General features: G+C 57.7%; 25 protein-coding genes and 3 pseudogenes. 16 read left to right on the top strand and 12 right to left on the bottom strand.

Annotated features, from left to right (window positions below):
- Positions 1 to 313: 313 nt before the first annotated feature.
- The 3 genes from HLAC_RS17225 to HLAC_RS17215 all read right to left on the bottom strand — a co-directional run bounded on the left by HLAC_RS17225 (position 314) and on the right by HLAC_RS17215 (position 4329).
- Entirely contained in the window at positions 314 to 1480 is a 1167-nt protein-coding gene (locus HLAC_RS17225; protein WP_009486633.1) for an ISH3-like element ISHla1 family transposase, read from the bottom strand.
- Positions 1481 to 1484: 4 nt separating this feature from the next.
- Entirely contained in the window at positions 1485 to 2426 is a 942-nt protein-coding gene (locus HLAC_RS19075; RefSeq protein ID WP_012660268.1) for a hypothetical protein, read from the bottom strand.
- Positions 2427 to 2622: 196 nt separating this feature from the next.
- A complete protein-coding gene (locus HLAC_RS17215) occupies positions 2623 to 4329 on the bottom strand; it encodes a DUF4143 domain-containing protein (RefSeq protein WP_012660267.1) in 1707 nt (568 codons plus the stop codon).
- A 242-nt stretch (positions 4330 to 4571) separates the two neighbouring features.
- Here HLAC_RS17215 and HLAC_RS17210 point away from each other — a divergent pair, with 242 nt between their 5' ends.
- The 3 genes from HLAC_RS17210 (at position 4572) to HLAC_RS17200 (ending at position 7809) form a co-directional block, all read left to right on the top strand.
- Entirely contained in the window at positions 4572 to 5507 is a 936-nt protein-coding gene (locus tag HLAC_RS17210) for a hypothetical protein (RefSeq protein WP_012660266.1), read from the top strand.
- Between the two features lie 812 nt (positions 5508 to 6319).
- Positions 6320 to 6703 (top strand): arsenate reductase/protein-tyrosine-phosphatase family protein, encoded by a 384-nt coding sequence (locus tag HLAC_RS17205; protein WP_012660265.1) that lies wholly within the window; start codon positions 6320 to 6322, stop codon positions 6701 to 6703.
- Positions 6704 to 6861: 158 nt separating this feature from the next.
- On the top strand, positions 6862 to 7809 hold the full coding sequence (locus HLAC_RS17200; RefSeq protein WP_012660264.1) for a halo transducer protein: 948 nt from the start codon (positions 6862 to 6864) through the stop codon (positions 7807 to 7809).
- 44 nt (positions 7810 to 7853) lie between these two features.
- Here HLAC_RS17200 and HLAC_RS17195 read toward each other — a convergent pair whose 3' ends face one another.
- Genes HLAC_RS17195 through HLAC_RS17170 form a run of 6 tightly spaced genes read right to left on the bottom strand, consistent with a single transcriptional unit; the run spans position 7854 to position 14356 of the window.
- The gene (locus HLAC_RS17195) at positions 7854 to 8873 is read right to left on the bottom strand and encodes an AbrB/MazE/SpoVT family DNA-binding domain-containing protein (RefSeq protein WP_012660263.1); all 1020 of its coding nucleotides are present in this window, start codon (positions 8871 to 8873) and stop codon (positions 7854 to 7856) included.
- Positions 8874 to 8875: 2 nt separating this feature from the next.
- The gene (gene phoU, locus HLAC_RS17190; protein ID WP_012660262.1) at positions 8876 to 9553 is read right to left on the bottom strand and encodes a phosphate signaling complex protein PhoU; all 678 of its coding nucleotides are present in this window, start codon (positions 9551 to 9553) and stop codon (positions 8876 to 8878) included.
- Complete coding sequence (gene pstB, locus HLAC_RS17185; protein ID WP_012660261.1) at positions 9550 to 10464, bottom strand: phosphate ABC transporter ATP-binding protein PstB; 915 nt, start codon at positions 10462 to 10464, stop codon at positions 9550 to 9552. The genes phoU and pstB overlap by 4 nt, the downstream gene beginning before the upstream one ends.
- Positions 10461 to 12029: a phosphate ABC transporter permease PstA gene (pstA, locus tag HLAC_RS17180; protein ID WP_012660260.1), complete on the bottom strand. Its 1569-nt coding sequence runs from the start codon at positions 12027 to 12029 to the stop codon at positions 10461 to 10463. Before pstA ends, pstB begins: the two co-directional genes overlap by 4 nt.
- On the bottom strand, positions 12026 to 13150 hold the full coding sequence (gene pstC, locus HLAC_RS17175; protein WP_012660259.1) for a phosphate ABC transporter permease subunit PstC: 1125 nt from the start codon (positions 13148 to 13150) through the stop codon (positions 12026 to 12028). Before pstC ends, pstA begins: the two co-directional genes overlap by 4 nt.
- A 45-nt stretch (positions 13151 to 13195) precedes the next feature.
- Positions 13196 to 14356 carry a substrate-binding domain-containing protein gene (locus tag HLAC_RS17170; RefSeq protein WP_012660258.1) on the bottom strand — a complete coding sequence of 387 codons (1161 nt, stop codon included), beginning with the start codon at positions 14354 to 14356 and terminating at the stop codon, positions 13196 to 13198.
- Positions 14357 to 14489: 133 nt separating this feature from the next.
- Between HLAC_RS17170 and HLAC_RS18475 the strand changes: the two are divergent.
- The 11 genes and pseudogenes from HLAC_RS18475 to HLAC_RS17135 form a co-directional block, all read left to right on the top strand.
- A pseudogene (locus tag HLAC_RS18475) lies at positions 14490 to 14620 on the top strand (IS6 family transposase); the annotation flags it as partial.
- A gap of 42 nt (positions 14621 to 14662) precedes the next feature.
- Positions 14663 to 14725, top strand: a complete 63-nt coding sequence (locus tag HLAC_RS20090; protein WP_422652238.1) for a hypothetical protein — start codon at positions 14663 to 14665, stop codon at positions 14723 to 14725.
- Positions 14726 to 14796: 71 nt separating this feature from the next.
- The gene (locus HLAC_RS17165; RefSeq protein ID WP_012660257.1) at positions 14797 to 15099 is read left to right on the top strand and encodes a hypothetical protein; all 303 of its coding nucleotides are present in this window, start codon (positions 14797 to 14799) and stop codon (positions 15097 to 15099) included.
- Positions 15100 to 15612 carry a PIN domain-containing protein gene (locus HLAC_RS17160; RefSeq protein WP_012660256.1) on the top strand — a complete coding sequence of 171 codons (513 nt, stop codon included), beginning with the start codon at positions 15100 to 15102 and terminating at the stop codon, positions 15610 to 15612.
- Positions 15613 to 15670: 58 nt separating this feature from the next.
- Positions 15671 to 15814 (top strand): annotated as a pseudogene (locus tag HLAC_RS20135) (DUF7972 family membrane protein); the annotation flags it as partial.
- Positions 15815 to 16177: 363 nt separating this feature from the next.
- Positions 16178 to 16600, top strand: coding sequence for a DUF7539 family protein (locus tag HLAC_RS17155; protein WP_012660255.1), 423 nt, complete (start codon positions 16178 to 16180; stop codon positions 16598 to 16600).
- Positions 16601 to 16767: 167 nt separating this feature from the next.
- Positions 16768 to 17268: an amphi-Trp domain-containing protein gene (locus HLAC_RS18470; protein WP_012660254.1), complete on the top strand. Its 501-nt coding sequence runs from the start codon at positions 16768 to 16770 to the stop codon at positions 17266 to 17268.
- A 51-nt stretch (positions 17269 to 17319) separates the two neighbouring features.
- On the top strand, positions 17320 to 17598 hold the full coding sequence (locus HLAC_RS17150) for a DUF8108 domain-containing protein (RefSeq protein ID WP_012660253.1): 279 nt from the start codon (positions 17320 to 17322) through the stop codon (positions 17596 to 17598).
- 348 nt (positions 17599 to 17946) lie between these two features.
- A complete protein-coding gene (locus HLAC_RS17145; RefSeq protein WP_012660252.1) occupies positions 17947 to 19182 on the top strand; it encodes a CBS domain-containing protein in 1236 nt (411 codons plus the stop codon).
- Between the two features lie 258 nt (positions 19183 to 19440).
- Positions 19441 to 20559, top strand: a complete 1119-nt coding sequence (locus HLAC_RS17140) for an MFS transporter (RefSeq protein ID WP_079892142.1) — start codon at positions 19441 to 19443, stop codon at positions 20557 to 20559.
- A 71-nt stretch (positions 20560 to 20630) separates the two neighbouring features.
- Entirely contained in the window at positions 20631 to 21020 is a 390-nt protein-coding gene (locus HLAC_RS17135; protein WP_012660250.1) for a CopG family ribbon-helix-helix protein, read from the top strand.
- A gap of 59 nt (positions 21021 to 21079) precedes the next feature.
- Here the strand turns inward: HLAC_RS17135 and HLAC_RS17130 are convergent, their stop codons facing one another.
- Together HLAC_RS17130 and HLAC_RS17125 are read right to left on the bottom strand one after the other, a co-directional pair.
- The gene (locus HLAC_RS17130; RefSeq protein ID WP_049933976.1) at positions 21080 to 21448 is read right to left on the bottom strand and encodes an SHOCT domain-containing protein; all 369 of its coding nucleotides are present in this window, start codon (positions 21446 to 21448) and stop codon (positions 21080 to 21082) included.
- Between the two features lie 128 nt (positions 21449 to 21576).
- Positions 21577 to 21732 (bottom strand): annotated as a pseudogene (locus HLAC_RS17125) (hypothetical protein); the annotation flags it as partial.
- Between the two features lie 302 nt (positions 21733 to 22034).
- Between HLAC_RS17125 and HLAC_RS17120 the strand changes: the two are divergent.
- Together HLAC_RS17120 and HLAC_RS17115 are read left to right on the top strand one after the other, a co-directional pair.
- Entirely contained in the window at positions 22035 to 22976 is a 942-nt protein-coding gene (locus HLAC_RS17120) for a DMT family transporter (RefSeq protein WP_012660247.1), read from the top strand.
- 976 nt (positions 22977 to 23952) lie between these two features.
- Positions 23953 to 25416 carry an orc1/cdc6 family replication initiation protein gene (locus tag HLAC_RS17115; protein WP_012660246.1) on the top strand — a complete coding sequence of 488 codons (1464 nt, stop codon included), beginning with the start codon at positions 23953 to 23955 and terminating at the stop codon, positions 25414 to 25416.
- Between the two features lie 276 nt (positions 25417 to 25692).
- Here the strand turns inward: HLAC_RS17115 and HLAC_RS17110 are convergent, their stop codons facing one another.
- Entirely contained in the window at positions 25693 to 26301 is a 609-nt protein-coding gene (locus tag HLAC_RS17110; protein WP_241211172.1) for a DUF8170 family protein, read from the bottom strand.
- Positions 26302 to 26338 lie beyond the last annotated feature (37 nt).

Below are 26338 nucleotides of genomic sequence, written 5' to 3'. Positions count from 1 at the left end.
CTCTGTTGAGATCCTCAGCTGCTGATAGCTTTTTCAGGCCGTGCTGAATAGAGCGCGCGCATCCATCAGTTGACTCTTTTTGTTTCTAACCGTCATATACAGATAGTTAGCCAATATGATGTTAGTATCAGTACCTCACAAAGCATCCTCGGCTAGCTGTTTCTGCGGCCTGAGTTCTGTGTCGAAGCGGTTGTACTGACGGTCTCGACGAGAGAATTACGGACGGATCGACGGAGAGCTGTCGCTGTCGGCGGCGGTCAGCCGCCGACGCGACAGCGTCGCCACTCACTCCGCTGGCTTGCTCGGTCGGTGGTTAGCGGTGGAATCGGTCGTCAGGTGGCCGATTCGCGGGGACGGCCCGACGCACCGCGAGGGCCGTCCACGCAGCTCGTCGAATCATATTGACGAACTCCTTGTACGGCCACCACCAGAGGCGACGCCCGCCTCGGCGGGGCGTCGCCACATACTCGTAGTGAAGGTACCGCCAGACGTTCTGTAAGAGGAGACTCACCACCACGTACAGCAGCCGTACCGTTGGATCTCGTGTTGTCGTTGTCGCTATCGCTTGCTCAAACAAGCGATAGCTTGACTCGATACCGAAGCGTTTCGAGTAGTGGTATCGAGCGTCCCGTGGTGAGTCGATGAACGGCGCGTCAGCGGCGTAGCCGTGACGCGCCACACCGTTCTCGTCATACTTCCCATTTAGGTACGTACAGTCGATGTAGACGGGAAAATCGACGGTCCAGCTGTGACCGTCGAGTTTCCCCGTCAGATCATGCTGAATGACGCGACTCCATCCTTCCGAGAGCTCTTGCTGAATCGCCTCACCCCACCGGATGATCGGGATCACGTACGCGTAATTGTGCGCCTGAAGCAGCGTGAGACACTTACTGTCGTAGAATCCGCGATCAAGGTAGACGGCCTTGACCCCGGCGTCAAGGCCGTCAAGGACACCGAAGAACTCAGCGAGGACACTACTTGCGGTATCGCCGTCTTTGAGACGGCGTACCGCCAGCGTGTAGCGTTTGTTCTTCACACGCGCGTAGAGTGTGGCATAGGCGTGGAACGCAGTGGTTCCACGCTTCGCTACCGAGTGATAGAGGCCGTCTGTGTCGTCTTCGTCACCGTAGTAGGGCCGCAGGTGGAGGTCTGCGCAGACCTCCACCTGTTCGGGGAGCAATTCATCGAGATCCTTTCGCAGGAGCGTGTTAGCGACTCGTTCGAGCCGTTCCGGCTCGAACTTCGTCCGAAGATGGTAGAGGACCGTGTTCCCAGCGGGTGAGTTCTGGCTCGACGCACAGAGCGTAGAGACAGAGGTCCCGTCGGCGCAAGCGCCGACGAGGACCTCATAGATGTCTTCAGCAGTGATTTCAGCGTTATTGGCTAACGAGAGCGAAACTTCCTCGTCAAGGCGGTTGACGAGAAAGTTAAGAAGCTGGTCCTCGTGGATCTCACCGTCTGCTTGTTTGGTTTTAGACACACCTTCAGCAAGCAGACGTTCTAACTAAGCGGCTTTGTGAAGTACTGAGGATACGTTCGGCACCTGCGTCCTCGACGTAGCCTAGGATGCGTCCTTCGAGGGCGTCACACCGCATCTTGGGCGTCATGTGCGCGAAGGAGCTACGATCATCGTCCGCCGCCTCGTTGTACGCCTCGACGTAGTCGTCGGCCTCGTCTTCGGTGATCTGTCGGTACTGGAACCGAATTGTCACCGTCTGCTCGTCAGCGTCCGTCGAAACCGGGTCGCCACGGCCGAGCACAAAGTATCGGCTGTCCCCCTTAACGTTGTCCTGCGGCACATCCGCTTCCTCTAAACGGAACTCGACGGTCCACTCGTTGGCCTCGAACCGGTAATCGGTGAAGTGCTCGCCCGTTTTGACGTAGTACTGGTCGTTGTTCGCCCAGTGGAAGTACGTCTCCTCTCCGTTGTACGGGACGTAGTACTTCGAGTCCTTCGAGGAGATACGGCGCTTGGTGTGAAAGTCTCCGTCCTCGTAGTACCGAGAGAAGAACCGGTATAAGTCGTTGAAGATACGGGATTCCGTCTCCTCAGCGACGGCGACATCTTCCCGCGTCTCATAGAGGTCCTGGTACTCTTCGAGGTCTTTCTGTCCGAGGTTTGTGTACTGGTCCTTCAGCGACCCATCGGGATTGAAGATATCGTCATCCCAGTCCTGACGCAGTTCTGGGGCTTTCTCTTCGAGCTCCTCTTCGATCTCCGCGCGCTTCGCGTCGGCCAGAGACTCGAGACTCTCATCGACGGAGTCGAGGAGATCTTCTTCGATGAACTGTTCAATACGGTCTCGACGCTGGTTCAATATGCGGTAGATACCAAAGTCGAGATCGGCAGCGTCGAACTGGAAGAGATCCCGTAGCAATTCCTGAAGCTGTTCTCGATTTCCGTCTCGTGTAGTTTGCGTAGACATGATTAGGTTCGTGACTGGAGGGATTGATCAAACTGCCATGCATCGAGGACCGCAATCCCACTGTTCTTGTTGGATGGCCGTGCGTCAAATCCGTCTTCCGTATCATATTTGACCATCCGCATGAGGCTATGTCGCGGTCTTTCTGGCCAGCCGTTGTAAAAATTCCCGTTCAGTTCTGGGATGGTCCATCTCATGGTTAGCAGATGAGGAGGAACAGCCAGTAAGGAATGTAACAGAGGTCGACGCCATCCCGTTCCACAACGAGTGACCCGGTTCGAGTCACTTCCTTTGGAAGGCTATCAGCAATGATGAACCGGTAGGGAGCTTCGTAATCGAGATCGAGAAGCTCCTCTTCCCCGGGTACTGGATGCTTCCCGACAGTGGGATCGAATTCTACTGCGATTTCATCGGCATTCCCTGCGTGTGGATGATAGGAGAGAACGAACGGGACAACTACCCCATCCTCATTGTGGAGGATGTAGTCGACTGTCCCCGCCTCAGTCTCGAAGTATTCAACCTGGGGATCCTCATCACCTGAGCCGCCAACCCTCCATGCCAGTCGCTTAGCATGGTCGAACGCGACGGTTCGAGCTAACTTGTACTCGAACTCGTGATTGAGCGATCGCGTCTTCTCGTATGTCTCGAACCCGTGGTGTTCCTGACGTTGGGACAGAAGTACAACGTGGCGCGGATTCCGGAGATAGAGTCGAGTACGGCGGTGGCGTTGAAGTGAGAAGTCGTGGGATTCCGAAACGGAGAGTCCGTCATCCAGCACGGACAGGTACGAATCGACAGTCCGCCGATCGACTTCCAGCTGGTCGCTGATGTCGGTATATCGAAGCTCATTCCCAGCTTGGCTCGCAGCTAATGAAGCGATTCGATGGAGATTCTCAGGTCGTTGAATCGATTCATACTCTGCGAGTTCCTTGTAGAGATACAGGAGGAGATGAGATCGAATGAGTTCGTTTTTGACCGGGGTTTCCGTAGCACGTAGGAAGATTCCCCCTTTCTGCAGGTACTCACGAGCGGCCTCATACAGGCCATCTCGCTCAACGTCGGAGAAGGCTTCAAAGTAAAGCTGATTCAACGACGCGACCGCGTCATCCAAGTTTTCCGATTCAGACAAATTACTCCGGACATCCTTTATCAGGGCCTCACCGTCCATACTCCTCGTTTGATCGGACTCCACACGAAGAGCAAAATCAGGGTCTGTCTCGAGTAACGCAGAGTCATCATATGCCCCTTGCTTGATGGTGTCGATGAACTTCATCGGTAGCATCGCACGAGGATACTTGATTTTGGGCTCGCTCGAAGCCGAGATCCCACTCAAGTCGACCTGGGATTCTACAATTCCGGTCAGCAGTAGATAGGTATCATCATCGACCAAGTCTAGAAGAGCACTCTGTTCATCTTCATCGAGTCGCAGAGCCCCGATATTGTCGAGGATGATGTACTTACGACCTCGACGTGGAGCGACGTGAGAGCGGAAATAGTCGATAACGTTTTCGAGTTTTTCCACAGCACTGCTTGAAGGTTCGAGATGGTAGAGAGAATCCTCAAGAGGGACATAGAGGATCTGGCGTGAATCAACGGAGCCGACGATATCTAAATCACGATGGCTGGGAGAGAAGTCAACGGTGTCTGAATCAAGGATTGCAGCGATGAATTGCTGAAGAAGCGTTGTTTTGCCGATTCCGGTCGGTCCGTAAATGGGATACACGAGACACTCAGTACCGTCTTCTCGCTCGTCATCAATGGACTGCAGTACTTTGAGTAAGTCTGATCTGGGGTCTAGAGAAGCGGTTTGCTCTAACTCAGATAGCGAACCATTGCCTGTATCCCACCATTCGTTATGCCATTCAGCGTCTGCGATGAAATCAGAACCGTCAGATGGGTCTGTCATAGAGGAACTTGACCCCGGCATAGTATAAATATGTAGCATCCTGATGAAGCAAATTTCGGTTTTAGCGTAGCACCAACGTTCTTGTAGGTGGACTGTGAGGACCCTCAATATGATATGTCCCCGATTGCCTAGATTCGTTTTCGACTTACCCTACAAATCAGCAGCAGGCTCTCAGACAAGGAGATACTGGGCCAGCCTCCGATCCACAAAGGAACAACTGGTGGCTGCGGGGGACGATAAGTGTGTCTGAGGTCCAGCATTTCGACGGGACGCTCATTACGGTTCCATTCGGCACTGGAGAGCCCAGGTCAACAGCAACTGAGCAGTATCAGGCCCTTCTCAAGGAATATAATCCAGAAGACATCCTCGTCATCACTGGGTCTCCGACGAGCATGGAGACGTTTCGAGAGGAACTCAAAGACATAGCACCCGGATCAGCTGTCCCACGTGTCACGTCCCTGGTCGTGCAAGCGACCGATGTCGTGAACCAGACCGATAACCGAGCGATTCTCTCAGACGCGATGCGGCGCGAGCTCGTCCATCGGTTCCTCGAAGAGCAAGAGTGGGACAGTGAGCATTTCCAGCGTGCAGCCGAACAACCCTCCTTCCTGAGTGATATCGCCCAGCTCATGGAAACTGCCACGTGGCAGGATGTTTCCTTCGAGAAGACGCCAGAGCTAGTTGAAGTTGCGGAACTCGTCGAAGCGTTCCACGAATGGCTCGACGGCCATAACCACCTAGAACGGGGCCAGCTAATCACTGAGGCGAATGCGGCGCTGTCGGAGACCGAGAAACGAGATGACGTAGTCGATGTCGAGGCAGTCCTCGCCGTCGAGTTTGAGGAGTTCCTGCCGCTTGACCGTCGCTATCTTGCTACCGTGGCGGATGGGTTGGAGCTCGTATGTGTAGCAGAAGAGAACGCGAGTGTTCGGCGGACATGGATCGAGCCGGGACCAATTACTGACTACGTCTCATTTTCGAGGACAGAGTCTACTGCAAGGACAGTACCCCCATCCCGACCGGCTGCGACGGGTGCGTACTTGGCGACTGAAACCGTTCACGAAGATCCCGAAGCGGGGGAGGTGAACGTCATCCCGACAGAGAGCGCCGACGAACAGATCAAGAATGTCGCTGATGAAATCGAGCGGCTTCGAGATAGAGAGAACTGGCTCTGTTGAAATCCTCATCAAGTGACATATTCCGACCCAGTCTCGGTCCGTACAACGCGCTCAACTACTCTCTCATATCAAAACGCAAACGTTCTAACGAAACTAAAATACGAAGCAGAAAGTAGCATATTAGTAATGTAGCTAGAATGATAAGACTCACGGTAGTTCCCAAAGGGACAGCTATCGATATCGCCATCCAAACGGGGACAGCTAACAAAATATGAACTGGTTTGATCCTCATATTGCCTGCTATTTTCTTCGATTTAATGGACATATTATCGATGTAGCATCCTATTCACTTGTACTTTAATGCGAAGATTTGTTGAAATATTCAGCAAGTGATTCATTCTGGGCCGGTCGCGGTCAGTACGGGAAACTCACGCCTCAATCAACACGCAGCTCTCAGCGACCGGCTATTTCAGACGAGAACATATCTGAAGAATAGGATTTCAACAGAGCCTGTAATTTCAAAATCGTTTTGACACCAAAATCATCAGTTATCTATAATATGTCTAAATATCATGGTTCTTCCATGCGGAACTAAATATTAACTTTCAATGCTGGTTCGGGTGCCAGTTCACGCTCACAAATATCACAATCTCGGAGGATAAGATTGATGCGTGCCTTATATTTACTCACCACCCTCATGAATAGATCAGGGCCGTTTCAATTCACAGTATATACCACTCGATAGCACTCCATAGCGGTTTGAAGTAACGACTATACTGGTGCCTCCCGCATAACGAGTTGTGACTCAACACAGCGAACAGTCGGGCCATCGGATCGCCTTCGTCTGCGTCCAGAACGCGGGACGGAGCCAGATGGCCGCCGCGTTTGCCGAGCAGGAACGCGACCGACGCGGCGTGGGTGACCGGATCGAGATCGTCACCGGCGGGACACAGCCCGCGGATCACGTCCACGACATCGTCGTTGAGGCGATGGCAGAAGTGGACATCGACATCAGCGACCGGACGCCCCGAGAGGTGACCCCCGATGAGCTACAAGCGATCGACCTCGTCGTCACCATGGGCTGTTCGGCCTCGGACGTGTGCCCAGCGACGTGGAACGGCGAGAACCGTGACTGGGGGCTCGACGATCCACATGGACGTCCGATCGAGGAGGTCCGCGCTATCCGCGACGAAATTGCGGAACGCGTCGATGCGGTGTTCGATGACGCTGTCCCGGAATCGGTATCCATGGAATGACACCACCGTGAACACACTCAGTCGCCGCCCGGCCGATGACCGTCGCCACTGGGTTCGATCAGTAGCGATCGCCACCGTTTCAGTAGCCGTCTGCTCAACACGTGTGGGAGAGATGAAACACCGTCTCACTAACGAAGTACAGGTAGCGTTCGAGATATATGACTGAGACAGAACATGGTGACAGTCGAACGGACCTCAACGGACTCTCCGTCGAACAGGCAGTAGACATCGTGGTCGACGACAAGGACGATTCCGGAACGGTGCGGGAGACACTCGCGATCGTTTCTCAGGACGGAGTCGTCCGCCGAACGAGTGTCGACGACGCACTTGCCAACGCGTCAAAAGTGGTGACGACCGCGGAGACGCGGGTCGAGCTCGCGGAGAAGAAGCTGGACGACGTGCGCGAGGTGTCCGCATCCGTGCCCGATTTGGATCTTGTTTCAGCCCGTATCGACGATTTTGTGGAACGGCGCGACGTCGTTGAAACCCGATCAGACGAACTCGGGCAGACGGTCCAAGAGATACTCGAAATGAGAGATCACGGTGATCTCTATGAGATCGCACAACGGATCAGACAGCTCACAAACGCTGCTACTGAGGTCCAGCGTGCCGCTGACGACTTACAGTTTGAGCTCGATTCGTTCGAGGCGTGGCTCACCGACGCTGACCGGCGCACCGAAGAGCTCACCACCGATGTCGATGCGGTAGCAGAGTCGGTGGGTGAACTCGATGACGTTGTCGACCGCATCAAGGTCGATGACGGAGCCGCCGAGAATGACGCGGCGCGTACGTGGGCTGCGGCAACCGTTCGCCACCGCGTCGTGTCGCTGATGATCACGGATCTGCGATCCGAGCTGGCGACGCTTCGAACGTGGGCCGAACGCGAAGGTGACACGCCGCCGTCTAACGTCGAGTCCCGGCTCGGCGAGATACGAAACAGACACGAGGCCGTCGGAGGGCGACTTACTGCGCGTGCCGAGCGGGAATGGAGAACACAGTACGGCGATCAGTTGACGGCAGTCGACGAAGTGCTCGAAGAGATGGAACCGCCGGTCTCATGGGCCGAAGTCGAAGCAGCCGTTGAGGAACATCGTCCTAAGGAGTGAAGGGACCTCCCCAACGCTCTCGAATATCGCCGACATCCGCGCATTCAGACCTCGATATTTTCGTCACGAAGTACGGCCATCGCCGCAACATCGGCCATTCTGTGACCGCAACCAGCCACTTGCCGGAAGCTGGAGAGCGTATTTGCTAGGGCAGCCGATGTCGATGTCGATTCGGTCACGTTCCCGTCGTATAACCGACTTTCAACCGCGCTAATAGTCTCTGTTGCACTATCACACCGATTCCTCGCTTGCTGTACGTTCGTCATATCTCCGCTGAGGACGGCGATAGCCGCGTTATCGACTGAGCAGGCGACATCATCCGCTACGGAACAGATGTCCGTGGTCACCCCATTAGCGAGCGGCCCGGACAGTTTCTTCCCGATACTCGAGATCTCGACTGCCCGATCGGTGACCGTTTTGAGGCGAGATGCGATCACGTAGCAGGCGAACAGTTCGGCCCGAGACATGTCTAGCGCGTCGAGTTCAGCGTGTGAGATGAGCGACCGTGAGAAGTGTCGCGTGACCATTTCTGCGGATCGTCGTGCTTCGTCAGCTCGGTCGTGAATTCGCTCATGCGTATCGACGGCATCGACGAAGGCATCGGTCGCGTCGCGGAGGAGGGAAGCAACCGCGTACTGGAGTTGAACGATCGACTGGCGGATCGAGATAGACGACGTGTCTAAGAGGTATTTGATCGTGATCTCCGTGTCAGTCTCGGTAAGAATGTTCGCTCCGATGAGATCTCGAACTGTCGACCGGACCGCCTTCACCATAGGGTCTGAGAACGTCTCTGATTGACGTAGCACTATTGTTTCGAACCCGATCGCGTGAGCCGTGTGAACCGCACGACGGACGGCTTCAGGACCTTCACCAGCAGCTTCGATCGTTGCCTCGTCCAAACAGTTGATGTCTGTATCCGAAGATCGGACGAGAATCGACCCATCACGATGGGTGTACAGCTGTAGTTCCATGCCGACCTCAAAGCCGTTGTTTTCCGCCCATGCTCTCGGAATCGACACCGTGAATGTTCCGCCGCCGACTTCTTGTAGTTTCCTCGTCTCCATACTCAGTAGATCAGTTTGCGATCGCTGTCGTTCGCGTACAGTGTGCGGGCAGCGATATTGACGGCGTGGTCACCGATTCGTTCCAGATCTCGGACCGTGAGTAGCAACCGAGACACATCATCGAGCAGTTGCTCAATTTCCCAGCGATCAGGCTCGCTGGCGACAAGGTCGCGAACGATAGCTTCGCTGGCGGTCTGACACGACGCGTCGAGCTCGTCGTCACGGTCGCTGATTACTCGACACGCCTCGGAATCCGCGTGCATATAGGCCTCGATGGCCATCTGAAGCTGACTGTACGCGGTCTCGCCGATATTTTCGATCCGGATTTTCGAGAAGATCTCTGAACTGCCAGAGAGGGCGTATCTGGCGAGGTTCGTTGCGAGGTCACCGATCCGCTCCAGATCGGTGAGTATCTTGAACGACGCGACGATGAATCGGAGATCTGAGGCGACGGGCTGTTGGAGCGCGATCAGATCGACACAGTCGCCCTCAAGATTGAGGTACTGCTGATTGATGCGGTCGTCGCCGTCGATCACCTCCCGGGCCAGTTCATGGTCATCGCGTTCGAGAGCGTCAAGCGCGCACAGGAGCTGATCCAGGACGTCCTCCGACATCGACTCGATGTCGCTCCGCAACGCATCAAGCGACTCGCGATAGTCCTCCCGAGGCACGGTGATCACCCGAACTTCCCGCTGATGTAATCCTCCACGCGCTGGCTTTCGGGGTTCTCGAATATCTTCTCCGTGTCGTCGTACTCGACGAGCTCGCCGCCGGTCAGGAAGACGGCGGTCTGGTCGGAGACCCTGGCGGCCTGTTGCATGCTATGAGTGACGACGACGACGGTGTAGTCCTGCGCGAGATCTTCGATGAGATCCTCGATCTTCGAGGTGGCGATCGGATCGAGCGCCGAGGCCGGCTCGTCCATGAGGATGACCTCCGGGTCGACGGCCAAACAGCGAGCGATACAGAGTCGCTGTTGTTGACCGCCGGACAGTCCGAGCGCGTTGTCGTCCAGCCGGTTGTTCACCTCCCCCCACAGCGCGGCCCGTTCGAGCGAGCGCTCAACGAGTGCCTCTTCGCGGTCGGGCTCTGCGCGCCCGGTCAAGCGTGCGAGCAGACCCGTCTGGATATCGCCGTGTTTCCGTGGTCCGTACGAGACGTTCTCGCGGATCGACTTGGGGAAGGGGTTGGGACTCTGAAACACCATCCCGACCCGCTTCCGAAGCTCGACGAGATCGACGCCGTCCTGATAGATATCCTCGCCGTCGAGCTCGACCATTCCGTCAACGTTGGCGGCTCGGATACGGTCGTTCATCCGATTGAGACACCGGAGGAACGTCGACTTTCCACAGCCAGACGGGCCGATGAGCGCCGTCACACTCTCTTCAGGGATGTCTATCGAGACACCCTTCAGCGCATGGTCGTCGCCGTAGTGAACGTCGAGGTCCTCGACGGCGAGTTTCGTCTCGCCGCCGGCCTCGTAGTCTGTCCACTCGGAACGTGTCTCCTCGACGGTCTCGCCGGCGGTCGTGGAGACCTCCTGGCCGTCGGTGCGGTTCGCCGTCGTCTCTGCGGTGTCTGTCTGACTCATTGGTGGAGTTTCCGTCTGAAGTAGTAGCGCGTCGTGATACCGATCGCGTAGAAGATCAACACAACGAGCAGCAGCGTCAGTGCCAGCCCCCACGCGTACTCTTGTGGGTTCTGGATGTTTCCACTCAGCCCCGCTGTGATGAGTGCGTACAACTGATACGGTAGCGCACTCGTCGCCTCCAATAGCGCGGGGTTACTAACGAACGGCGGCGACCCGCTCAGCTGGAAGCTACCCAACACGTTGGGGGCAGCCGATTTCGCCGGGAGGACGCCACCGCCCATTGTCAGTAGGATGGGGGCGGTCTCACCGGCGATGCGGCCGACACCGAGGATCACGCCCGTGGTGACTCCCGGAATCGCCGCGGGGAGGACGACGCTTCGGATCGTCTGCCACTTCGAGACGCCGAGTGCCGCGCTGGCGTCGCGGTAATCGTCGGGTACTGAGAGGATCGCTTCCCGGCTCGTGATCAACACCAACGGCAGCAGCATGAACCCGAGCGTCAACATCCCGGCTATCAGCGATTTCTGATTGCCGAAGCGAGGGATCAGGAAGGCGGCGCCGAACAGCCCGAACACGATGCTCGGCGTGCTCCAGAGGCCGTTAGTCGCCACTTCGACGGCTCCCGTGAACCGGCCCTGTTCGGCGTATTCGCTGAGGAACACGGCGGCGCCAACGCCGGTCGGCACGGCGAAGAGGACGGCACCGATGACCAACCAGACCGTCCCGACGAGTGCGGGGAACACACCGGCGATATCGGCCAACAGCCCGGCACCGTTGGTCAGGAACGGCCAGCTGACGAGAGTTGCGCCCCCGACTCCGAACCCGTTGAACAGCCCGGGGAGCCCTTTCACTGTGACGAAAGCGACGAGCCCGATGAGCACGGCCAGTATCGAGCAGACGACGAGATAGATGAGCACGTATGCACCGACGTTACGCCCGCGGGCACCGAACCCGCCGTACGCTTTCGCGGCGCTCCAGCCGCTCACCAGCGAGGCGAACAACACGACCAGAGGAACGACGGTGTCGCCGAACAGCGTCGCATTGTACCCGACGAGCACCTGCTTCCATCCGGGGCCGACGACGCCGGTGATGAGCGAGAGCCCACAGAGGCCGGCGACGGCCCCTGCGGGCACCGTCGATCCGATATCTTCGCGAGGGAGCGCGGTCGTCGCGAACGCGATCCCCCCGAGGACTATCCCGACTCCGAGCCGGCCGCCCGTTCCGAGCCCAACTGCCCCGGACACAATTGCGCCCACGATGAACCAGATCCCCGTGAACGCGGCCGCGGCGACGATCCCCGCGCTGGGCTGGGGTGCCGCGTCAACGTACCCGAATCGTGAGGCGGCCCCGAAGCCCGCTACCGACGTCCCGAGGGCGAGTAGCAGTGCACCGAACACCACCGACAACTCGAGACCAGCAACGGGGGCGTCGATCGCCACAAGGCCCAGCAGCGCCGCCAAGCCGACAGCGAACGTGACTCCGGAGAGTCCGACCGCAGTCCCGGCGGCAGCCTCGTACACCGTGCGGTCGTCCTGGATGAGGGCGGTCTGAGTGGCGCGGCTCATTCGACACCCCCGAGGCGGCGACGCATACGCGCCTCGATGTACTGCGAGCCGAGACTCAGACACAACACGGTCACGAACAGGACGACGCCGGCGGCGAACAGTGCGCTCTCGTGAACGCCGTTTGCGCTACCGTAGCCGCGAGCGATGAGCGAGGTGAGCGTCTCGTAGCCGTAGAAGACGTTCACGAGCGGCTCGCTGATCCGCGGAACGCCGGCCAGCATCACCGTCGCGGCCATCGTCTCACCGATGGCGCGTCCGACACCGAGGAGCACGGCCGCCGAGACGCCCGAGAAGGCCGCGGGAAGCGTAATGGAGGTCATCGACTGCCAGTCGGTCGCCCCGAGGGCGAGCGACCCGTCTTTCATCACGCTCGGGACGCTCGTGAGCGCGTCCTCAGCGACGGAGACGACGGTCGGCAACGCCATTAGCCCGACAACGATGCCAACGAACAGATACGTCGACCCGCCATTGAGTGCGAACGCGCCGCCCGCCCACGGGTTGATCACGGTGAAGCCGATGAAACCGTAAACGATCGAGGGGATGCCCGCCAACACCTCGATCCCCGGCTTGACGAGCTCGCGAACCCGCGGCGGGGCGATCTCGGCGATGAACAGCGCCGCGGCGACGCCGAGCGGGGCCGCCACAAGCGTCGCGATGGTGGTCACCATCACCGTCCCATGGATCATCGGGAGCAGCGAGTAGCGAACGGGCTCCGAGACGGCGTCCCAACGGGCCTGTGTAAACATCCCGAGTCCCGGAACAGAGACGCCGAACACGCTCGCCGTCTCGTACTGAAACGCCGGGATCGATTCGGCGAAGATGAAGACGACGATGAGCCCGAGCGTCACGAGCGTCACCGTCGTCATCGCGAAGGTGACCGCGCGGGCGACGAGCGCCTGATGGCGCGCCCAGCCGTAGCCGGTGGCGATCAGAAATGTCCCGAGCGGGACAGCCGTCCACGGCGACGCCAGCAGGAACCCGACGAAGGCGGCCAGTAGCGACCCCATCGACACGAGGACCACTGCCAGCGCCTCCGGGTCGGTGTCGTCGATGAACTTCTGTGTTCTGGTCAGCCGTCGCTCGATGCTAGCGCGCCAATCGGTTTGGGGGGTAAGTGACATATAATGGGGTCGGGCCGCGAAGCGAGCGTCCGCGCGACCGAAGAATTACGCCTGGTCGGGGAGCTTCTCGCGTTCGGCCTCGATGTCGGAGGTGGGCAGCGTGATGTAGTTGACGTCCTCGACGAACGTCTGCTGGCCGAACTCGGTCAGGAACATGTTGAGGAAGGCGGCCTCACGCATGTCTGTCCCCTCGGGCGTATCCTCGTTGATCCGGGTGTACATGTGGAGGTCCCGGTTCAGCGGGTACTCCGAGTCGAAGATGGTGTTCTCGGCGTCGGCATCCGGCTCGAACAACGTCCCCTCAAACTCGATGCCGATCGCCTGAATCCCCGACCCGGAGAACGCTAGCGCCATGTAGCCGATGGCGTTGTCGTTGTCTTGGAGGACCTGCTGGACCTGCTGGTTCTGTCCGAAGCGACTGTCGACATCCATCGGCGCGTCGGCGTCGCCGAGCATGTTCAGTCGGAACGAGGTGTCCGTACCCGATCCCTCTGCGCGGCCGACAACGAAGATTTCCCGATCCGGGCCGCCGACCTCGCTCCAGTTGGTGATGTCGCCTTGGTAGATTCCGCGGATCTGCTCACCAGTGAGCTGTTCGACGCCGGCGTCGTAGATTGCCTGACTGACGAACACCGGCTGACCGTCGCGGCCGACGACGTGGTCGACGTAGTTCTCGTCGCGCTGCTCTTCGCTGATGTCGAGTTCTGCGGTTATCGGTCCCGAGGAGTTCCCGATGTCGACGAGGCCGTCTCGGACCGCCTCGCAGCCGGTCCCTGAGTGGCTCAGTGCGACGCGAGTGGCGAACGGCGGGTTCGACCGTTCACCGGTCGTTTCGAAGCCGTAGAGGCTCGCGAAGTAGTCGGCGATGTTCTGGTCGGTCTCGATCTGGTCCCAGCCGGCGACCGACGACTCGTCGTTCGAGCCCCAGTACTCGCCGTCGCTCGCCGGCGAGTTCGAGTTCCAGTAGGAACTCCCCCTGTTCGAGATAGGGTACACCGTCGAGGATCCCTCGGCGGTCACCGTCGAAGGCCCCGAGGAGCCAGATTCGATAGAGTTACTGCCCTCGTCGCCTCCGCTGTCGCTTCCGGTGCCTCCGCTATCGCTGTCGCTACACCCGGCAAGGCCCGCCGTCCCGATGGCGGCCGACGTCAGCAGATACTTTCGACGTGATACCGCGCTCGCCTGACGCCCTGAGTCGCGTGACATCAGGTGTGGATACCTCGAAATGGATTAAAGTGGTTTATAATAGGTTGATATATCCGTATATCTAGATACTGGGCCAGCGGTATACCGCAGTGCTGATATTGTGGATATTGATTACTATATAAGATATTGTGGCTCTGTTGAACGTGTTTTTCGTGAGGTAAAACGCAGAACTGCCAGTTTCTAAACTGTTTCAGCAACGCCAAAGCAGAACTTGCAAACGAGTGGCTCAGATCGTTCGCTTTCGAATGGAATCTGCATATCTGAACACTACCTCTCGAGGGGCCGCTACAGCTTTGTGTTCGCTGTATCTCCGGTGGGCCCGCCACGTACTGGACGCATGCCCTCAAGGAACGGCTCATTGACGAGTGACGCTCGACCGAGTGAGGCTCACATCGTACACACAAAAACGGCTAAGTGTGTTGGCTCACAATGTACACATCATGAGCACCGATAAGAAGCGCGTGCAGTTTCGGGCCCCCAATCGGCTCATCGGCCGGGCTGACGCACTGGCCGCAGTCCTCGGGGAGGACCGAACAGACGTCCTCGTGACCGCACTTCGGGAGTACCTCCAAAACGCCGCTCACGACGACGCACTCACTCAGGAGATCGCCGCCGCCTATTACGACGAGGAGATCACCTTCGAGCAGCTCAAAGCGCTCGTCGGGGCCGAGGAGGCGGCAAACCTCCGAGTGTTGAAACAGCAGTTGGACGAGGACTTCGTCGACGAGGTCGCCGACGCATAGATGTCGCGGCTTATCGCAGACGCCTCCGCCCTCGTGAGTCTCGGAATCGTTGCTGACGACAACCCCGACCCACTCGCACTTTGTCTATCCCGGTACGAGGTCGTCGTCCCAACAGCGGTCATCGATGAACTGCGAGAGATTGCCTCGTACGATGATGCCCATGGGCACGCTGCGTCCGCCGTACTCGACCAAGCAAAGTCATTCATGACACAGTCGGTCGACCTCGATGCCGAGTTTCCACTCGATGACGGTGAAAACGCGGCGGTCACGCTCGCGAACGATCTCGATGCTGCGCTCTTCCTCTGTGACGAGTTCAATCAACTTGGTTTGATCCACGCCTCACTCGCTGATACCCGACTCGTCACGACACCGACACTGCTTTCTGTTCTCGTTCGAACTGAGCACCTATCAGCTGCCGATGCGCGGTTGCTCCTCGATGAGATTAGCGACGCCCGTAGCTGGGGCGCGAACAGTTACGTACAGCGAGCTCGCTCCTTGCTCGAAGAGCCCTGACACCGAGGCTGTCGCCGCTCGATCTCGGTCATCTCTGTAAACTACCCTACCCTACTCCCTCGGCATCGAGAGCATTCTCTGGGTTGTTAGCGCCGCGTTTGCCATCTCCACGCTACCGTTTCTCCTGTTTACATCCTACATCTTGCGGCTCGCAACGCTCGCCAGACAGACTCTCTCGATGGGGCCGCCCAAGCTTAGCTAACCAACTACAGATTCAAATTCGTACCACGCAGGCCGCCCACGTCGTCCGTGAAGGGGCTGTCCCAAGGGTTCGACACCGCATCGACAGCATCATCTCGTCATCCTGGTTCGATCGGTCAACACCCCCGCGCTCGAAATCGCGGAGTGGTGGGTGCCGGCACGCACTGGTTATCCTGAATCCGACGAGTGGAACGGTAGATCACGTCGACGACGTTCGCCAGTTCGCGGATGAACGAGAGTATCCGGATCCGCAGTCGCTCACTGTCTGCGTGGGACCAACGTACGGGGGCACGAACCCAGAGTAGTCGCTCTCAGAGCGGGGCGTCGTACAAACGTTAATTCGCCTAGCGGTCGTACGAGACGTATGGCCGAGCTTCCAGACGAACGACAGCTCGTACTCGGAGCGCGTTCCCAGTTGGACCGGTGGACGAAGAGTGCTCGGAGAGAGGCGTACGTTGAACTGTTCGACGGCGACGATCCCGTTCTCTCCCCCGAAGAGATGCAACTGCTCGATGCGCTCGACTCGGAACTGGAGCGACAGGGCGGCGATGGTGTCTGGGGGACCGATCAGTACGGAATTCACACGACGGGGACCTCGAGTTCGAATACCTCACTCGGGGTGGTCTGCGTCTACCATCCACAGATCACCACAGATTCCGTCCTCCGCGGAGGGGACGACCTCGACGACGAGACCGAAGAGCGGCTCAACGCCGCGCTCTGGAAATACAGCGAGCACGTCGCGACACTCATCGAAACACAACTCAACGAGTTCGTTCATCAAAACTAGCGGTACCCCCGATCAGATCGCTTTCAGTGATCGAACGAATCTATCTATCGTAGCGGTCTCTTCGGTGACAGGTGTCACGTGCCTAGAGGTTTTGTTCTCATATTCTTCCGGGGTTAGCACTCTGAACATCAGCGGTACTTTATGATGGGTTCCATCCAATTATTACTGTGTCCCAAGGCGACTACGAAGAAGAATTGACAGCTGATCGAGAAGAGATCGCATCCGTACTAAGCGGTGTGGCAGACGGCATTCGAACAGGCGCCATTCGATTAGGTGATAACACGGATGCTGTGACTGTCGAAACGCCCGACGAACTCACGCTAGAAATCGAGCTTGAAACCGAAGACGGCGAGATGAGTCTCGAACTGGAACTGGAGTGGGCCGTCTCGGGTGAAGCGACTCCTGTTTCGTCCCTCGACATCACTCCCGAAAATGAGGACGAAGAAATCCCGCTTGCGGGAGCCGCTGATGCAGCACAATCACTAGCTCGGTTCGAAGTCTATCAGGCCCGAGATGAGGAATGGCGCTGGCGACTTCGCCACCGCAACGGAAACATCATTGCGACAAGTGGCGAGGGATACACACGAAAACACAACGCCTTGAAAGGACTCCGGAGTGTAATGACGAATTCAGCAAACGCGGAAATAACTGGTGAGTTCACAAACTGATACTCAACCAGTAGCGAAACCACTTCCCGGTGCGCCGCCTTACAGTACCTTATGGACCATTCCGACTCCTACCGGCGTGAGGTCACTGCGAAGGTCGAAACAGGATGGCGGATCGAGGAGGAAACCCAGGATCGAGTCACGCTTGTGCAGCGTGAGTTCGGTGACCCGGGAATTCACCTCCTCATCGCCATCCTGACGATTTGGTGGGCGATGGGCGTTCCGAACCTACTATACGCCGCATACCGCTACTTCACCAGCAGCCAGCGAACCGTCATCTGGAAAGATCGGCCCGAAGCCGACGTGGACGAGCCGGCGACGAGCGCGGAGTGACTCATTCGCCCCCTCCGTACCGGGATACGATGCTCTGTGTGACGCGGCTGTGTATGCGTCTCATCGCTACAAGGAACCGACGGCGAGGGTTAGTTAGCCACAGCGTATCTAACAGACCGGCGGTCAGAAGTGCCAGCACGTCCTGGCGTCGCCGTTCGAGATCCTGACCGAAACCGCTCTCGCAGTCGATTCACAGAACAGATCATGACACACTGGAGGATCATCATCGGTACAGACTACGTCTGCGATCTCAACGAAGGCGTATAACACCCCGAGCGAGGCAAAATAGCACCCCTCAGTGCCCAATAGGCCCCAAATTACTGTCCGGTCGCCTGTTCTGGATCACACATGAACATCTCGGAAATACTCTCGCCGAAGTTCACCGAGTTCGATATCGGAACCCCGCTTTCCAAAGTCGCCGGGGCGTTCGAAAATCAGGAACTCGACGCTGTCGTGGTGACAGACGGTGACGAGTATCGCGGCGTCGTTAGCCGCCGACAGTTGGCCTCGTCGTCCAACCAGCCGTCGGCGAAAGTTGGATCACGGGTACAGCACGTCCCGACGGTTAATCGGACTGCAGACGTCCGAGAGGTCGCCCGGCTCATGATCGGCAGCGGCGCCAAAACGCTTCCCGTGTTGGACGATGATCGCGTCGTCGGTATCGTCACGGGTGACAGCATCCTTGAGGCGGTTCAATCCTTCCTCAGCGCCGTAACGGTCGCGGATGCATACACGGAGAAGCTGATCAGCGCGGCCCCCGACACGACGATCGGTAAAGCCCTCAACACACTTCGAGAAGGTCGGATCGCACACCTCCCGGTCGTCGACGACGGCGAAGCAGTTGGGATGGTGAGCCTGTACGACATCGTCGATTTCACGACGCGGGGCGGGACCAAGAGCCAGGGCGGCTCACCGGGAAACTTTGGGGGCCGTCACGGCGGTGAGCGACACGGTGGCCTCGGAGCGCGTGAGGGAGATTCCGATCGCATGCTCGATCTACCGGTGCGGAACCTGATGTCCGACGTCGTCGTCACGGTTCGACGAAGTGCCCCACTTGACGAGGTCGTCGAAACGATGTTCGAGCGAGAGATCTCCTCGTTGGTGGTTCTCGGAGATCAGAGTAGTGAACCCATTGGCGTAGTCACGAAAACAGACGTCCTCGAGGCGCTCACCTGGGAACAGGAAGACCGGAATGCAGTGCAGGTGTTCGGACTGGACCTGCTGGATGGAATGGACTATGATGGTGTCTCTGCGCTGATCGAAAACATGACCTCAAAGTATGGAGACATGAGTGTGATCAAAGCCAGCATCGAGCTCCATGAACACAAAGAACAGTCTCGAGGTATGCCGCTGGTGCTCGCACGGATTCGGCTGGTGACTGACCGCGGCTATTTCACAGCCGATGGGGAGGGATACGGTGCCTCGCACGCTCTCAGACTGGCCGCGAACAAAGTCGAGCGGCAAATACTCAAGGGGAAAACATACCGGCGGTCGAAAAAGCGTCCTGACAGCCGAGAGCAAGAGACCCTCTATGGGTGGTGGCTCACGGGTGATAGTTTCGATTTTCCGGAAGGAAATGAGTGATTCCAAACCGCGTGCAGATACGGTCTTCAACATCGAGCGAGCCGTGAAAACGTGAAATAACGCCTGCTGGCGATTCACCAACGCCAACGATCGTATTACGAAATACCAGATGTGTCATAACGAAACACCCATTTTTTCGGGACATCCATTCCCGGTATGGCGGTTCCATTTTGGAATTCATCTACGCTTCCCCCAACGAACGTTCTGAAATATTATCTCTACAAATCGACCAAGGCCGTCGAGTTTTACCGCCCAATTATGTATCTCTTTTTTCTCGCACAGGGGCTCACTTTTACGCAGATCGCTATTCTCGAGGCGATATACAATCTGACGACGCTAGTCGGTGAGATCCCGACAGGCTACATCGGCGACCGTGTCGGTCGGCGCAACAGTCTCCTCGTCGGCACGACCCTCATCTCGTTCACACTCGTTGGCATCGGCCTCTCCAGTTCGTTCCAAGCGCTCGCGGTGCTGTACGTCTGCTGGTCAGCAGGGTACAATTTCCGCTCTGGAAGCGAAGACGCGTGGCTGTACGACACCCTCACAGACGGCCGCTCCGAGGACGCATTCGCGAACGTCCGTGGGCGGGGAGAGTCCATCGCACTGGCAATCGGCGCCGCGGCGGCTATCACCGGAGGGTATCTCGGAAGCATCGACCTCTCGTATCCGTGGTTCGTCGCTTCCGCGATGACGGCGGTCGGCGTGCTCGTCCTCCTGACGGTAGATGAGTCGGAGACCTACGAGCGAACCGACACCGATGATTTGAGCCTCCGACGGACGATCTTGATCGTCCGACAGACGCTCTCACAGCGCAACATTCGGGCGTTCGTGCTGTATTATTACGTCCTCTACGCGGCAGTGACATACCTCGTGTTCGTGTTCCTGCAGCCGATCTTCGAGACGGTCGTGCTCGACCTCGGGGTGTCGCAGTCACGCGTGAAATCCCTCCTCGGATGGTTCTACGCAACGTACAGTCTCTTCGGTGCGGGACTGAGCTACTACACTGGTGCGATTCGGGCTCGTCTCGGGCTTCGAACGTGGTTTCTGTGGCTCCCCTTCATCGTCGGCGGCGCGCTGATAGGGATGTATTTCGTTCCGGTGCTCGCGCTTCCGACGTTCCTACTGATTCGGGGACTTTCGGACGTGACGCGGTCGTTCGCCGGACAGTACATCAACGACCGAATCGGGACGATGGGGCGCGCGACCGTACTCAGCGCGATGGCGATGGTGAGTGGTCTCGCCGTCGTTCCGTTTCAACTCGGGAGCGGGATCCTCTCCGACGTCGCTTCGCCACTGTTCGCGCTCGCTGTGGCTGGTGGTGTGCTCGTCGTTGGTGCAACAGGGGTGCTGCTTTGGGAGGCACCGATCGAGCGGTGACGATCGGTACCCCTCAATCCGAGAGAGCGCACACTCGCAACTCTTGTATGAGCCCCCACGAATGCACACGGATGCGAACAAGTTTCAGTATTCCAGATCCGACCGTCGAAGAGTTCGATCAGGTGTGGCAAGACCAGGGACTCGACAATCGGTCGCGGGCAGTTCGCGAAGCAATGCAGGAGTATATCGAGTCCCATTCACGGCTTGAAGAGCTCACTGCAGACGTTGTCGCGCTCGTTGCCTTCGACTATCGTCATCACGAGGTGATCGGGGAGCTCCACGGCGTCCAGCACGAGTACCAGGACGTGATTCTCAACACGAGTCACACGCACCAGGGAGAATGGTGTCTCGAATCCGTATACTGTCAGGGAGGCGGCGAGCGCGTTCGAGAATTAACGTACCGACTCCGTAACTTCGACGGCGTGAACCGGGTCAAAGTCATGATCATCCGAGACAACTGACGCCCCACGCGGTTTCATCGCGGGAATCGGTGAGCTGCGGCGCGGGGGAGAGACAACAGTCAGGAATCTCGTTCGAGAGCGTCTTTGCGCTGTTCGTACTCCTCATCAGTGATGTCACCCCGGGCATATGCGAGTCGGAGTTCCTCAAGGGCTCGATCTGCGTCGCCGGTTCCTGTGATCGCACGGTAGAGCAGGTAAACGGCGGCGACGGCGGCAACGAGGAACAACAGCTGCACCGCCAGTCCGGCGGCGAGCATCCACCACGGCGCTGTTCCACCGCCCCACGCCTGAGAACCCCACATTCCACCCATCATCGGACCGGAGCCGAGCATGCCGAAGCTCATGAACAGTATCGGCACGGCGATCACGGTCGCGAGGACGAGAAGGACGATCGTGACGAGTTGATTGTCGGCTGGATTTGTTGTCATCTGCCCGTCTGCATGTTCGTTCTCCGACGTAATGGCAGTTTTCATTTATAAGTGGGTCGGAGGCTCGGGCGGTATTCCTTCCAGAAGCGCTATTTTGGCCCACCCGGAGACGTGACCGAGAGTCCGGTGAAGTCCTCAAGGATCCGCCCCAGCGTCGCCTGCGAGGCCCCAGTGGCCGCAGCGAGGCTCCGGCGTGTGTGTGACTCGGTGGCCAGCAGTCGCAACACCGCGACCCGGTTCTGCGACCGGGCGAGAAACTCAATCTCCTCAAGCGGGGCCTCCATGCGAGGATGGAGTGGCCGCCCTGATAAACCCGCTTCGTTCCTTCGTTTCGTTAAAGAATTGTTTCGGTACGGAATTTCACGCCGTGATCGATTTCATACCGTGATCGATTTCATACCGTGATCGATTTCATACCGTGATCGATTTCATACCGTGATCGTGTCTCACCGCATACGTCTGTTTCTCTCCACGGAATATTTTACGAATTCCGTTATCCGTCTTCGGGAACTATGCGAATATATGTCTGCTATTTCGGAGAGAATCACGCAAGCGGTCGGATCTGTTTCTGAGGTGTTGCCGTAGCGTGTTCTCGCAGCGAACCGGCGCGTTGTTTCTCGTTTCGGCGGTTCTGTTCGGTGGGACCTTCATCGCAGCGAAGGCCGGATTGGCGTACTTTCCGCCGCTGTTTTTCGTCGCCGTTCGCTTCGACATCGGAGCGGTCGTCCTGGCGGCGTTCGCAGCGACCAGCCTTTCTCGGTCGGAGTTACGGCCGCGGACCGTCGGCGACATCATCGGCATCCTCGCAACGGGCGTGCTCGTCATCGGGCTAACGAACGCGCTGTTGTTCGTCGGTCAACAGGACGTGACCAGCGGTGTGGCCGCGGTCGTCTTCAGCCTGAACCCGATTCTGACGCCGGTGTTCGCCGCCGTCTTGCTTTCGGAAGATCGGCTTTCGGTTCGCGGCTCGGCGGGGATGGTGCTGGGGCTGCTCGGCGTCGGGCTGGTCGCGAATCCCGATTCGACGGCGCTGCTTGGTGGCGGGATCGGGATTCCGCTGCTGTTCGGCGCCGCCGTGACGAGCGCGCTCGGTGCCGTGGTGATTCGTCGCGCTGAGTCGACGATGTCGAGCACGGCGCGGACCGTCTGGGGCGTCCCGCTGGCGGCCGTTCTCTCGCACGGTCTCAGCCTCTCGGCCGGTGAATCCGTCACCGGGCTCTCGGTGCCCCCAGTCGCGCTCGCAGCGCTGCTCTACGTCGGCGTCTTTTCGGGAGCGATCGCGTATCTCGCTTACTTTGCGCTCATCGACGAGACAGATGCGACGCAAGCGAATCTCCTGTTTTATTTCGTCCCGATCGTCTCGGCGGTCGGGGGCTGGGTCCTGCTTGGAGAGACGCTGTCGCTCGTCTCACTGGTCGGGTTTGGAGTCATCTTCGTCGGTTTCCTGCTCGTCAGTGGTCTCCCAACCGGCGTTTCGGGAGTACTCAGGCGTGCCGTCGACGGTCAGTTCGTCGGCAGTAGTTCCTAAAAGCTCCCCAGCAGTGAGGGTAGTTCATCGCGACAGTCAGAGTCGTTCATCGGCCCGCTTAGACTGCAGCCGTCACGCCGCCCGGAGACACTCGATGTTGAAGCGGTGACAGAACTCAACATCATCGGTATCGCCGCCTGCAACGAGTCCAGTAGCTAAGACACAAGCCTGAGATGCAGATCTAAGATGAATATCTATGATATAGACCTAAGACCAAGATCGAAGGTGGAACCTCACGACTTCAGCCGAGATCACTGGCGATCCGAGGAGATCGAGTGACACGAACTGACTCGAGACAGTCGGCACCACACATCTCGCTCCATGACACACCCCTCTATCGATGTGTTCACTCCAGATCAGTGGATCCAATTAGAGACACACACCCCTCTATCGATGTGTTCGACCGATTGGCGTCGACCGGACAACAGTCAGAGGACGGCGACTTGTTGTCGGGTACTCGTGGGTATCAGCCGAGAAGGCGACGTTATACGGTGAATTAAGGGTGAATAGCGTCGAATAGCGCCGAATAGCGCTGAATAATGTAGGTAGAATTTTGGCGCTATCACACCAACAGAATTTGGCGTTAACGAACACATCGAACACATCGATAGAGGGGTGTGTGTGTGTTGTTTGTTGTTAGAAAAGAAGAAGAAGAAGAAGAAGAGGAAGACAGAGAAACGAGGAGGTTCTATCAGACGATGTCTTGCGTGATCTAAGTGGTTTCTCGGCATCTCCCGACGATCCACCCGACCGAGTGGCTCGACTCACCCCCCACCCACCGAAGACATCGAACACATCGATAGAGGGGTGTGTGTGTTTGACCGTGTGTCGGCTAAACACATCGCCGGCGGTTACGTATTTCCATCATTTATTTGCTGACACCGGCTTCACAAAAGCGAACGAGATTCTAAAACGGGAGATCACACTTCGATAGGGGTGGGGAACCTTTTTACTACTAGCCTGTATCGGTCGTTCCATGGGTACTGACGACTCCGATGACCCCTCTACTGAATCGGGGTCTCCGGAGGATGAGACGGGGGCTCAAACCGATCTTTCGAGTGCGACGAAATCTCATACATCACAACACGACTCACCGCCGCACGTGACCGCTACCGACCAATCGTCTGCGAGGGATGCCGAGAGCTCCTCACAGTCGATCGAGGACATGCTCCTTGAGTTTGACGAACAGAAAGGTCTCATCCGAGACCGATCGCTTCTCGATCCAAATTTTGTGGTCGAAGAGGACCGCATCGTGGGACGCGATGCGCAACTTCAAGAGGTCACGAAGATGCTTCGCGTTGCCCTCGGGGACAACCGGCCGCCGAATCTGTTCCTCTATGGACCGTCTGGAACCGGTAAATCCCTCATCACGAAAGCGGTTTGTAACAACATCAGTCGCATCTGTGACTCCCGAGATATCCGGTTCGGCACTATCGAGGTGAATTGCCAGGACTTGGACACGCTCGGCGTTGCGGTGTACGAACTCGCTCAACAAGCCGCGGATGAGGCCGGCGTCGACGTTCAGGTTCCGAAACACGGGGTTGCGACCAAAGAGAAGTGGGACGAACTCTACCGAATCGTGAACCAGCACTTCGACTCGGTCGTGTTCGTCCTCGATGAGTTGGACATGCTCGTTGGACGGCGGGATAAACAGGACCCCGCATTCTCGCGACTCCTGTATCAGCTCTCGCGAGCCGGTGCGAACGACGAACTGAACGCGTACATCTCGGTCGTCGCCATCTCGAACGACACGAAAATGATGGACGCGGTCGGGAGTCGAGCGGTTAGTTCGTTCACCCCCGAAGACGTCCACTTTGACGATTACGACGCGAACCAGCTTCAGGCGATCCTCCGACGGCGCCAAGACGCGTTCCACGACGATGTCGTCGACGACGATGTGATCCCGCTTGCAGCGGCGTTTGCAGCGCAGACGCACGGTGACGCACGCAAAGCGATCGATCTCATGCGAGTCGCTGGAGAGCTTGCTGAACGCGAAGGTGACGCTCGCGTTTGCGAGGGCCACGTTCGAGCCGCACAGGCGAAAGTCGAGAAGAACCGGGTGTTAGAGGTGGTTCGTGGGATCAGCACCCAAAAGAAACTTTGTCTGTACGCAACAGCGGCGGTCGCTTCACAAACGGCTGACGGGACGGCTCGGAGTACGACTGGGTACCGAGTGTATCAGTACCTAACCGATGCGATCGACGCCGATCAGTATCACCAAGAAACGTACGTTAACAAGATGAAAGAGCTCACGACGTACTCGCTTGTCGATTTCGAACGGCGGAGTCACGGCCCCAGCTCTGGTATGTTTCTCGAATTTCAGTTCGGAGAACGGCCTGAAACGATTCTCGAAACACTCCGTGAGGACTCTCGCATCGAGATGGTTTCCGAGAGTGAGGTTCAATCCGTCGTCAAAGCACAGATCCGAAACCAAACGTAGCTGGACCAAAGCTCCGTCCGGAATACGACTCTCCAGCAGACACCCCTCTATCGATGTGTACAGTCAGTCTGTTATCAGCCCATAAATGGTGATTCTGTTATTTTTCTCATCTAACCTGTCTCATCCAAACGAGGAATCTTGACACCCCTCTATCGATGTGTAGAAACCGTCTAGAAGGCTCGAGGTGCCATAATTTGGACGCTATCTCCTCTGGATGTACTTATCCTCGAAATTCCGGACCGATCTCAGCCAACGGATCCCCTACCAGAGACCCCTCTATCGATGTGTTTGAGGGTGTACTCGCACACACCCCTCTATCGATGTGTAACCGAGGACAGTTGCCCTGGGCTCACCCGTTACGGCGACCAGATCCTCCTCAGTCTGCCAGCAATAGAGCCGTTCCTCCTGGTCAAATAGTTCGAAGACACCGTCCTGCATCCAGCCAAACGGGTGCTCCTCGCCCTCATACTCTCGCTTGAGGACGTGAGTTTTCGCGAAGTACTCGGTCGTGCCGACGAGCAATCCCTGTTCGACGAGGAAGTCACTTGGCTCCGTCTCGGCGACACCAACGAGGTACGTCACGATATCGGCGATCAGGCAGAATTTCTGGATGCTGTTGTCCCATTCACCACGGATATCGACCATCCGAAAGGCGTAGGCGTCTTGCCGGCGGTTGAGTCGGTCGACCACTAAGTTCAGCCGTCGGATCGGCTCCCGGTCGTAGTTCCCCAACACGAAATACGATCGGTCGTTCTCGTAGACCGGAGTCAACTCACTCAAGGCATGGAGGATCTCCTCGTTGTCGGCCAGCGTTATTTCTTCCTCGTCAAGTTGGTCTTCCGACCAGTTCCCGTCGATGTACGAACTCGAGGAACTCAATCCCAGCGTGAGCGCAGCCACCGTCTACAAACATATTCGGCTT

Source organism: Halorubrum lacusprofundi ATCC 49239 (genome assembly GCF_000022205.1).
GTDB classification, from domain to species: domain Archaea; phylum Halobacteriota; class Halobacteria; order Halobacteriales; family Haloferacaceae; genus Halorubrum; species Halorubrum lacusprofundi.
Note: the sequence above shows the minus strand (reverse complement) of the source record. Positions and strands in the feature narration are given on the sequence as shown.

What these genes read in the sequence shown, in the direction of transcription:
- HLAC_RS17170 (WP_012660258.1), bottom strand. Translation starts at nt 14,356, where the DNA reads ATGTCACGCGACTCAGGGCGTCAGGCGAGCGCGGTATCACGTCGAAAG.
- HLAC_RS17145 (WP_012660252.1), top strand. Translation starts at nt 17,947, where the DNA reads ATGAACATCTCGGAAATACTCTCGCCGAAGTTCACCGAGTTCGATATC.
- HLAC_RS17140 (WP_079892142.1), top strand. Translation starts at nt 19,441, where the DNA reads ATGTATCTCTTTTTTCTCGCACAGGGGCTCACTTTTACGCAGATCGCT.
- HLAC_RS17215 (WP_012660267.1), bottom strand. Translation starts at nt 4,329, where the DNA reads ATGACAGACCCATCTGACGGTTCTGATTTCATCGCAGACGCTGAATGG.
- HLAC_RS17195 (WP_012660263.1), bottom strand. Translation starts at nt 8,873, where the DNA reads ATGGAGACGAGGAAACTACAAGAAGTCGGCGGCGGAACATTCACGGTG.
- HLAC_RS19075 (WP_012660268.1), bottom strand. Translation starts at nt 2,426, where the DNA reads ATGTCTACGCAAACTACACGAGACGGAAATCGAGAACAGCTTCAGGAA.
- pstB (WP_012660261.1), bottom strand. Translation starts at nt 10,464, where the DNA reads ATGAGTCAGACAGACACCGCAGAGACGACGGCGAACCGCACCGACGGC.
- pstA (WP_012660260.1), bottom strand. Translation starts at nt 12,029, where the DNA reads ATGAGCCGCGCCACTCAGACCGCCCTCATCCAGGACGACCGCACGGTG.
- HLAC_RS17130 (WP_049933976.1), bottom strand. Translation starts at nt 21,448, where the DNA reads ATGACAACAAATCCAGCCGACAATCAACTCGTCACGATCGTCCTTCTC.
- HLAC_RS17165 (WP_012660257.1), top strand. Translation starts at nt 14,797, where the DNA reads ATGAGCACCGATAAGAAGCGCGTGCAGTTTCGGGCCCCCAATCGGCTC.
- HLAC_RS17155 (WP_012660255.1), top strand. Translation starts at nt 16,178, where the DNA reads ATGGCCGAGCTTCCAGACGAACGACAGCTCGTACTCGGAGCGCGTTCC.
- HLAC_RS17160 (WP_012660256.1), top strand. Translation starts at nt 15,100, where the DNA reads ATGTCGCGGCTTATCGCAGACGCCTCCGCCCTCGTGAGTCTCGGAATC.
- pstC (WP_012660259.1), bottom strand. Translation starts at nt 13,150, where the DNA reads ATGTCACTTACCCCCCAAACCGATTGGCGCGCTAGCATCGAGCGACGG.
- HLAC_RS17115 (WP_012660246.1), top strand. Translation starts at nt 23,953, where the DNA reads ATGGGTACTGACGACTCCGATGACCCCTCTACTGAATCGGGGTCTCCG.
- HLAC_RS17135 (WP_012660250.1), top strand. Translation starts at nt 20,631, where the DNA reads ATGCGAACAAGTTTCAGTATTCCAGATCCGACCGTCGAAGAGTTCGAT.
- HLAC_RS17150 (WP_012660253.1), top strand. Translation starts at nt 17,320, where the DNA reads ATGGACCATTCCGACTCCTACCGGCGTGAGGTCACTGCGAAGGTCGAA.
- HLAC_RS17205 (WP_012660265.1), top strand. Translation starts at nt 6,320, where the DNA reads ATGGCCGCCGCGTTTGCCGAGCAGGAACGCGACCGACGCGGCGTGGGT.
- HLAC_RS17200 (WP_012660264.1), top strand. Translation starts at nt 6,862, where the DNA reads ATGACTGAGACAGAACATGGTGACAGTCGAACGGACCTCAACGGACTC.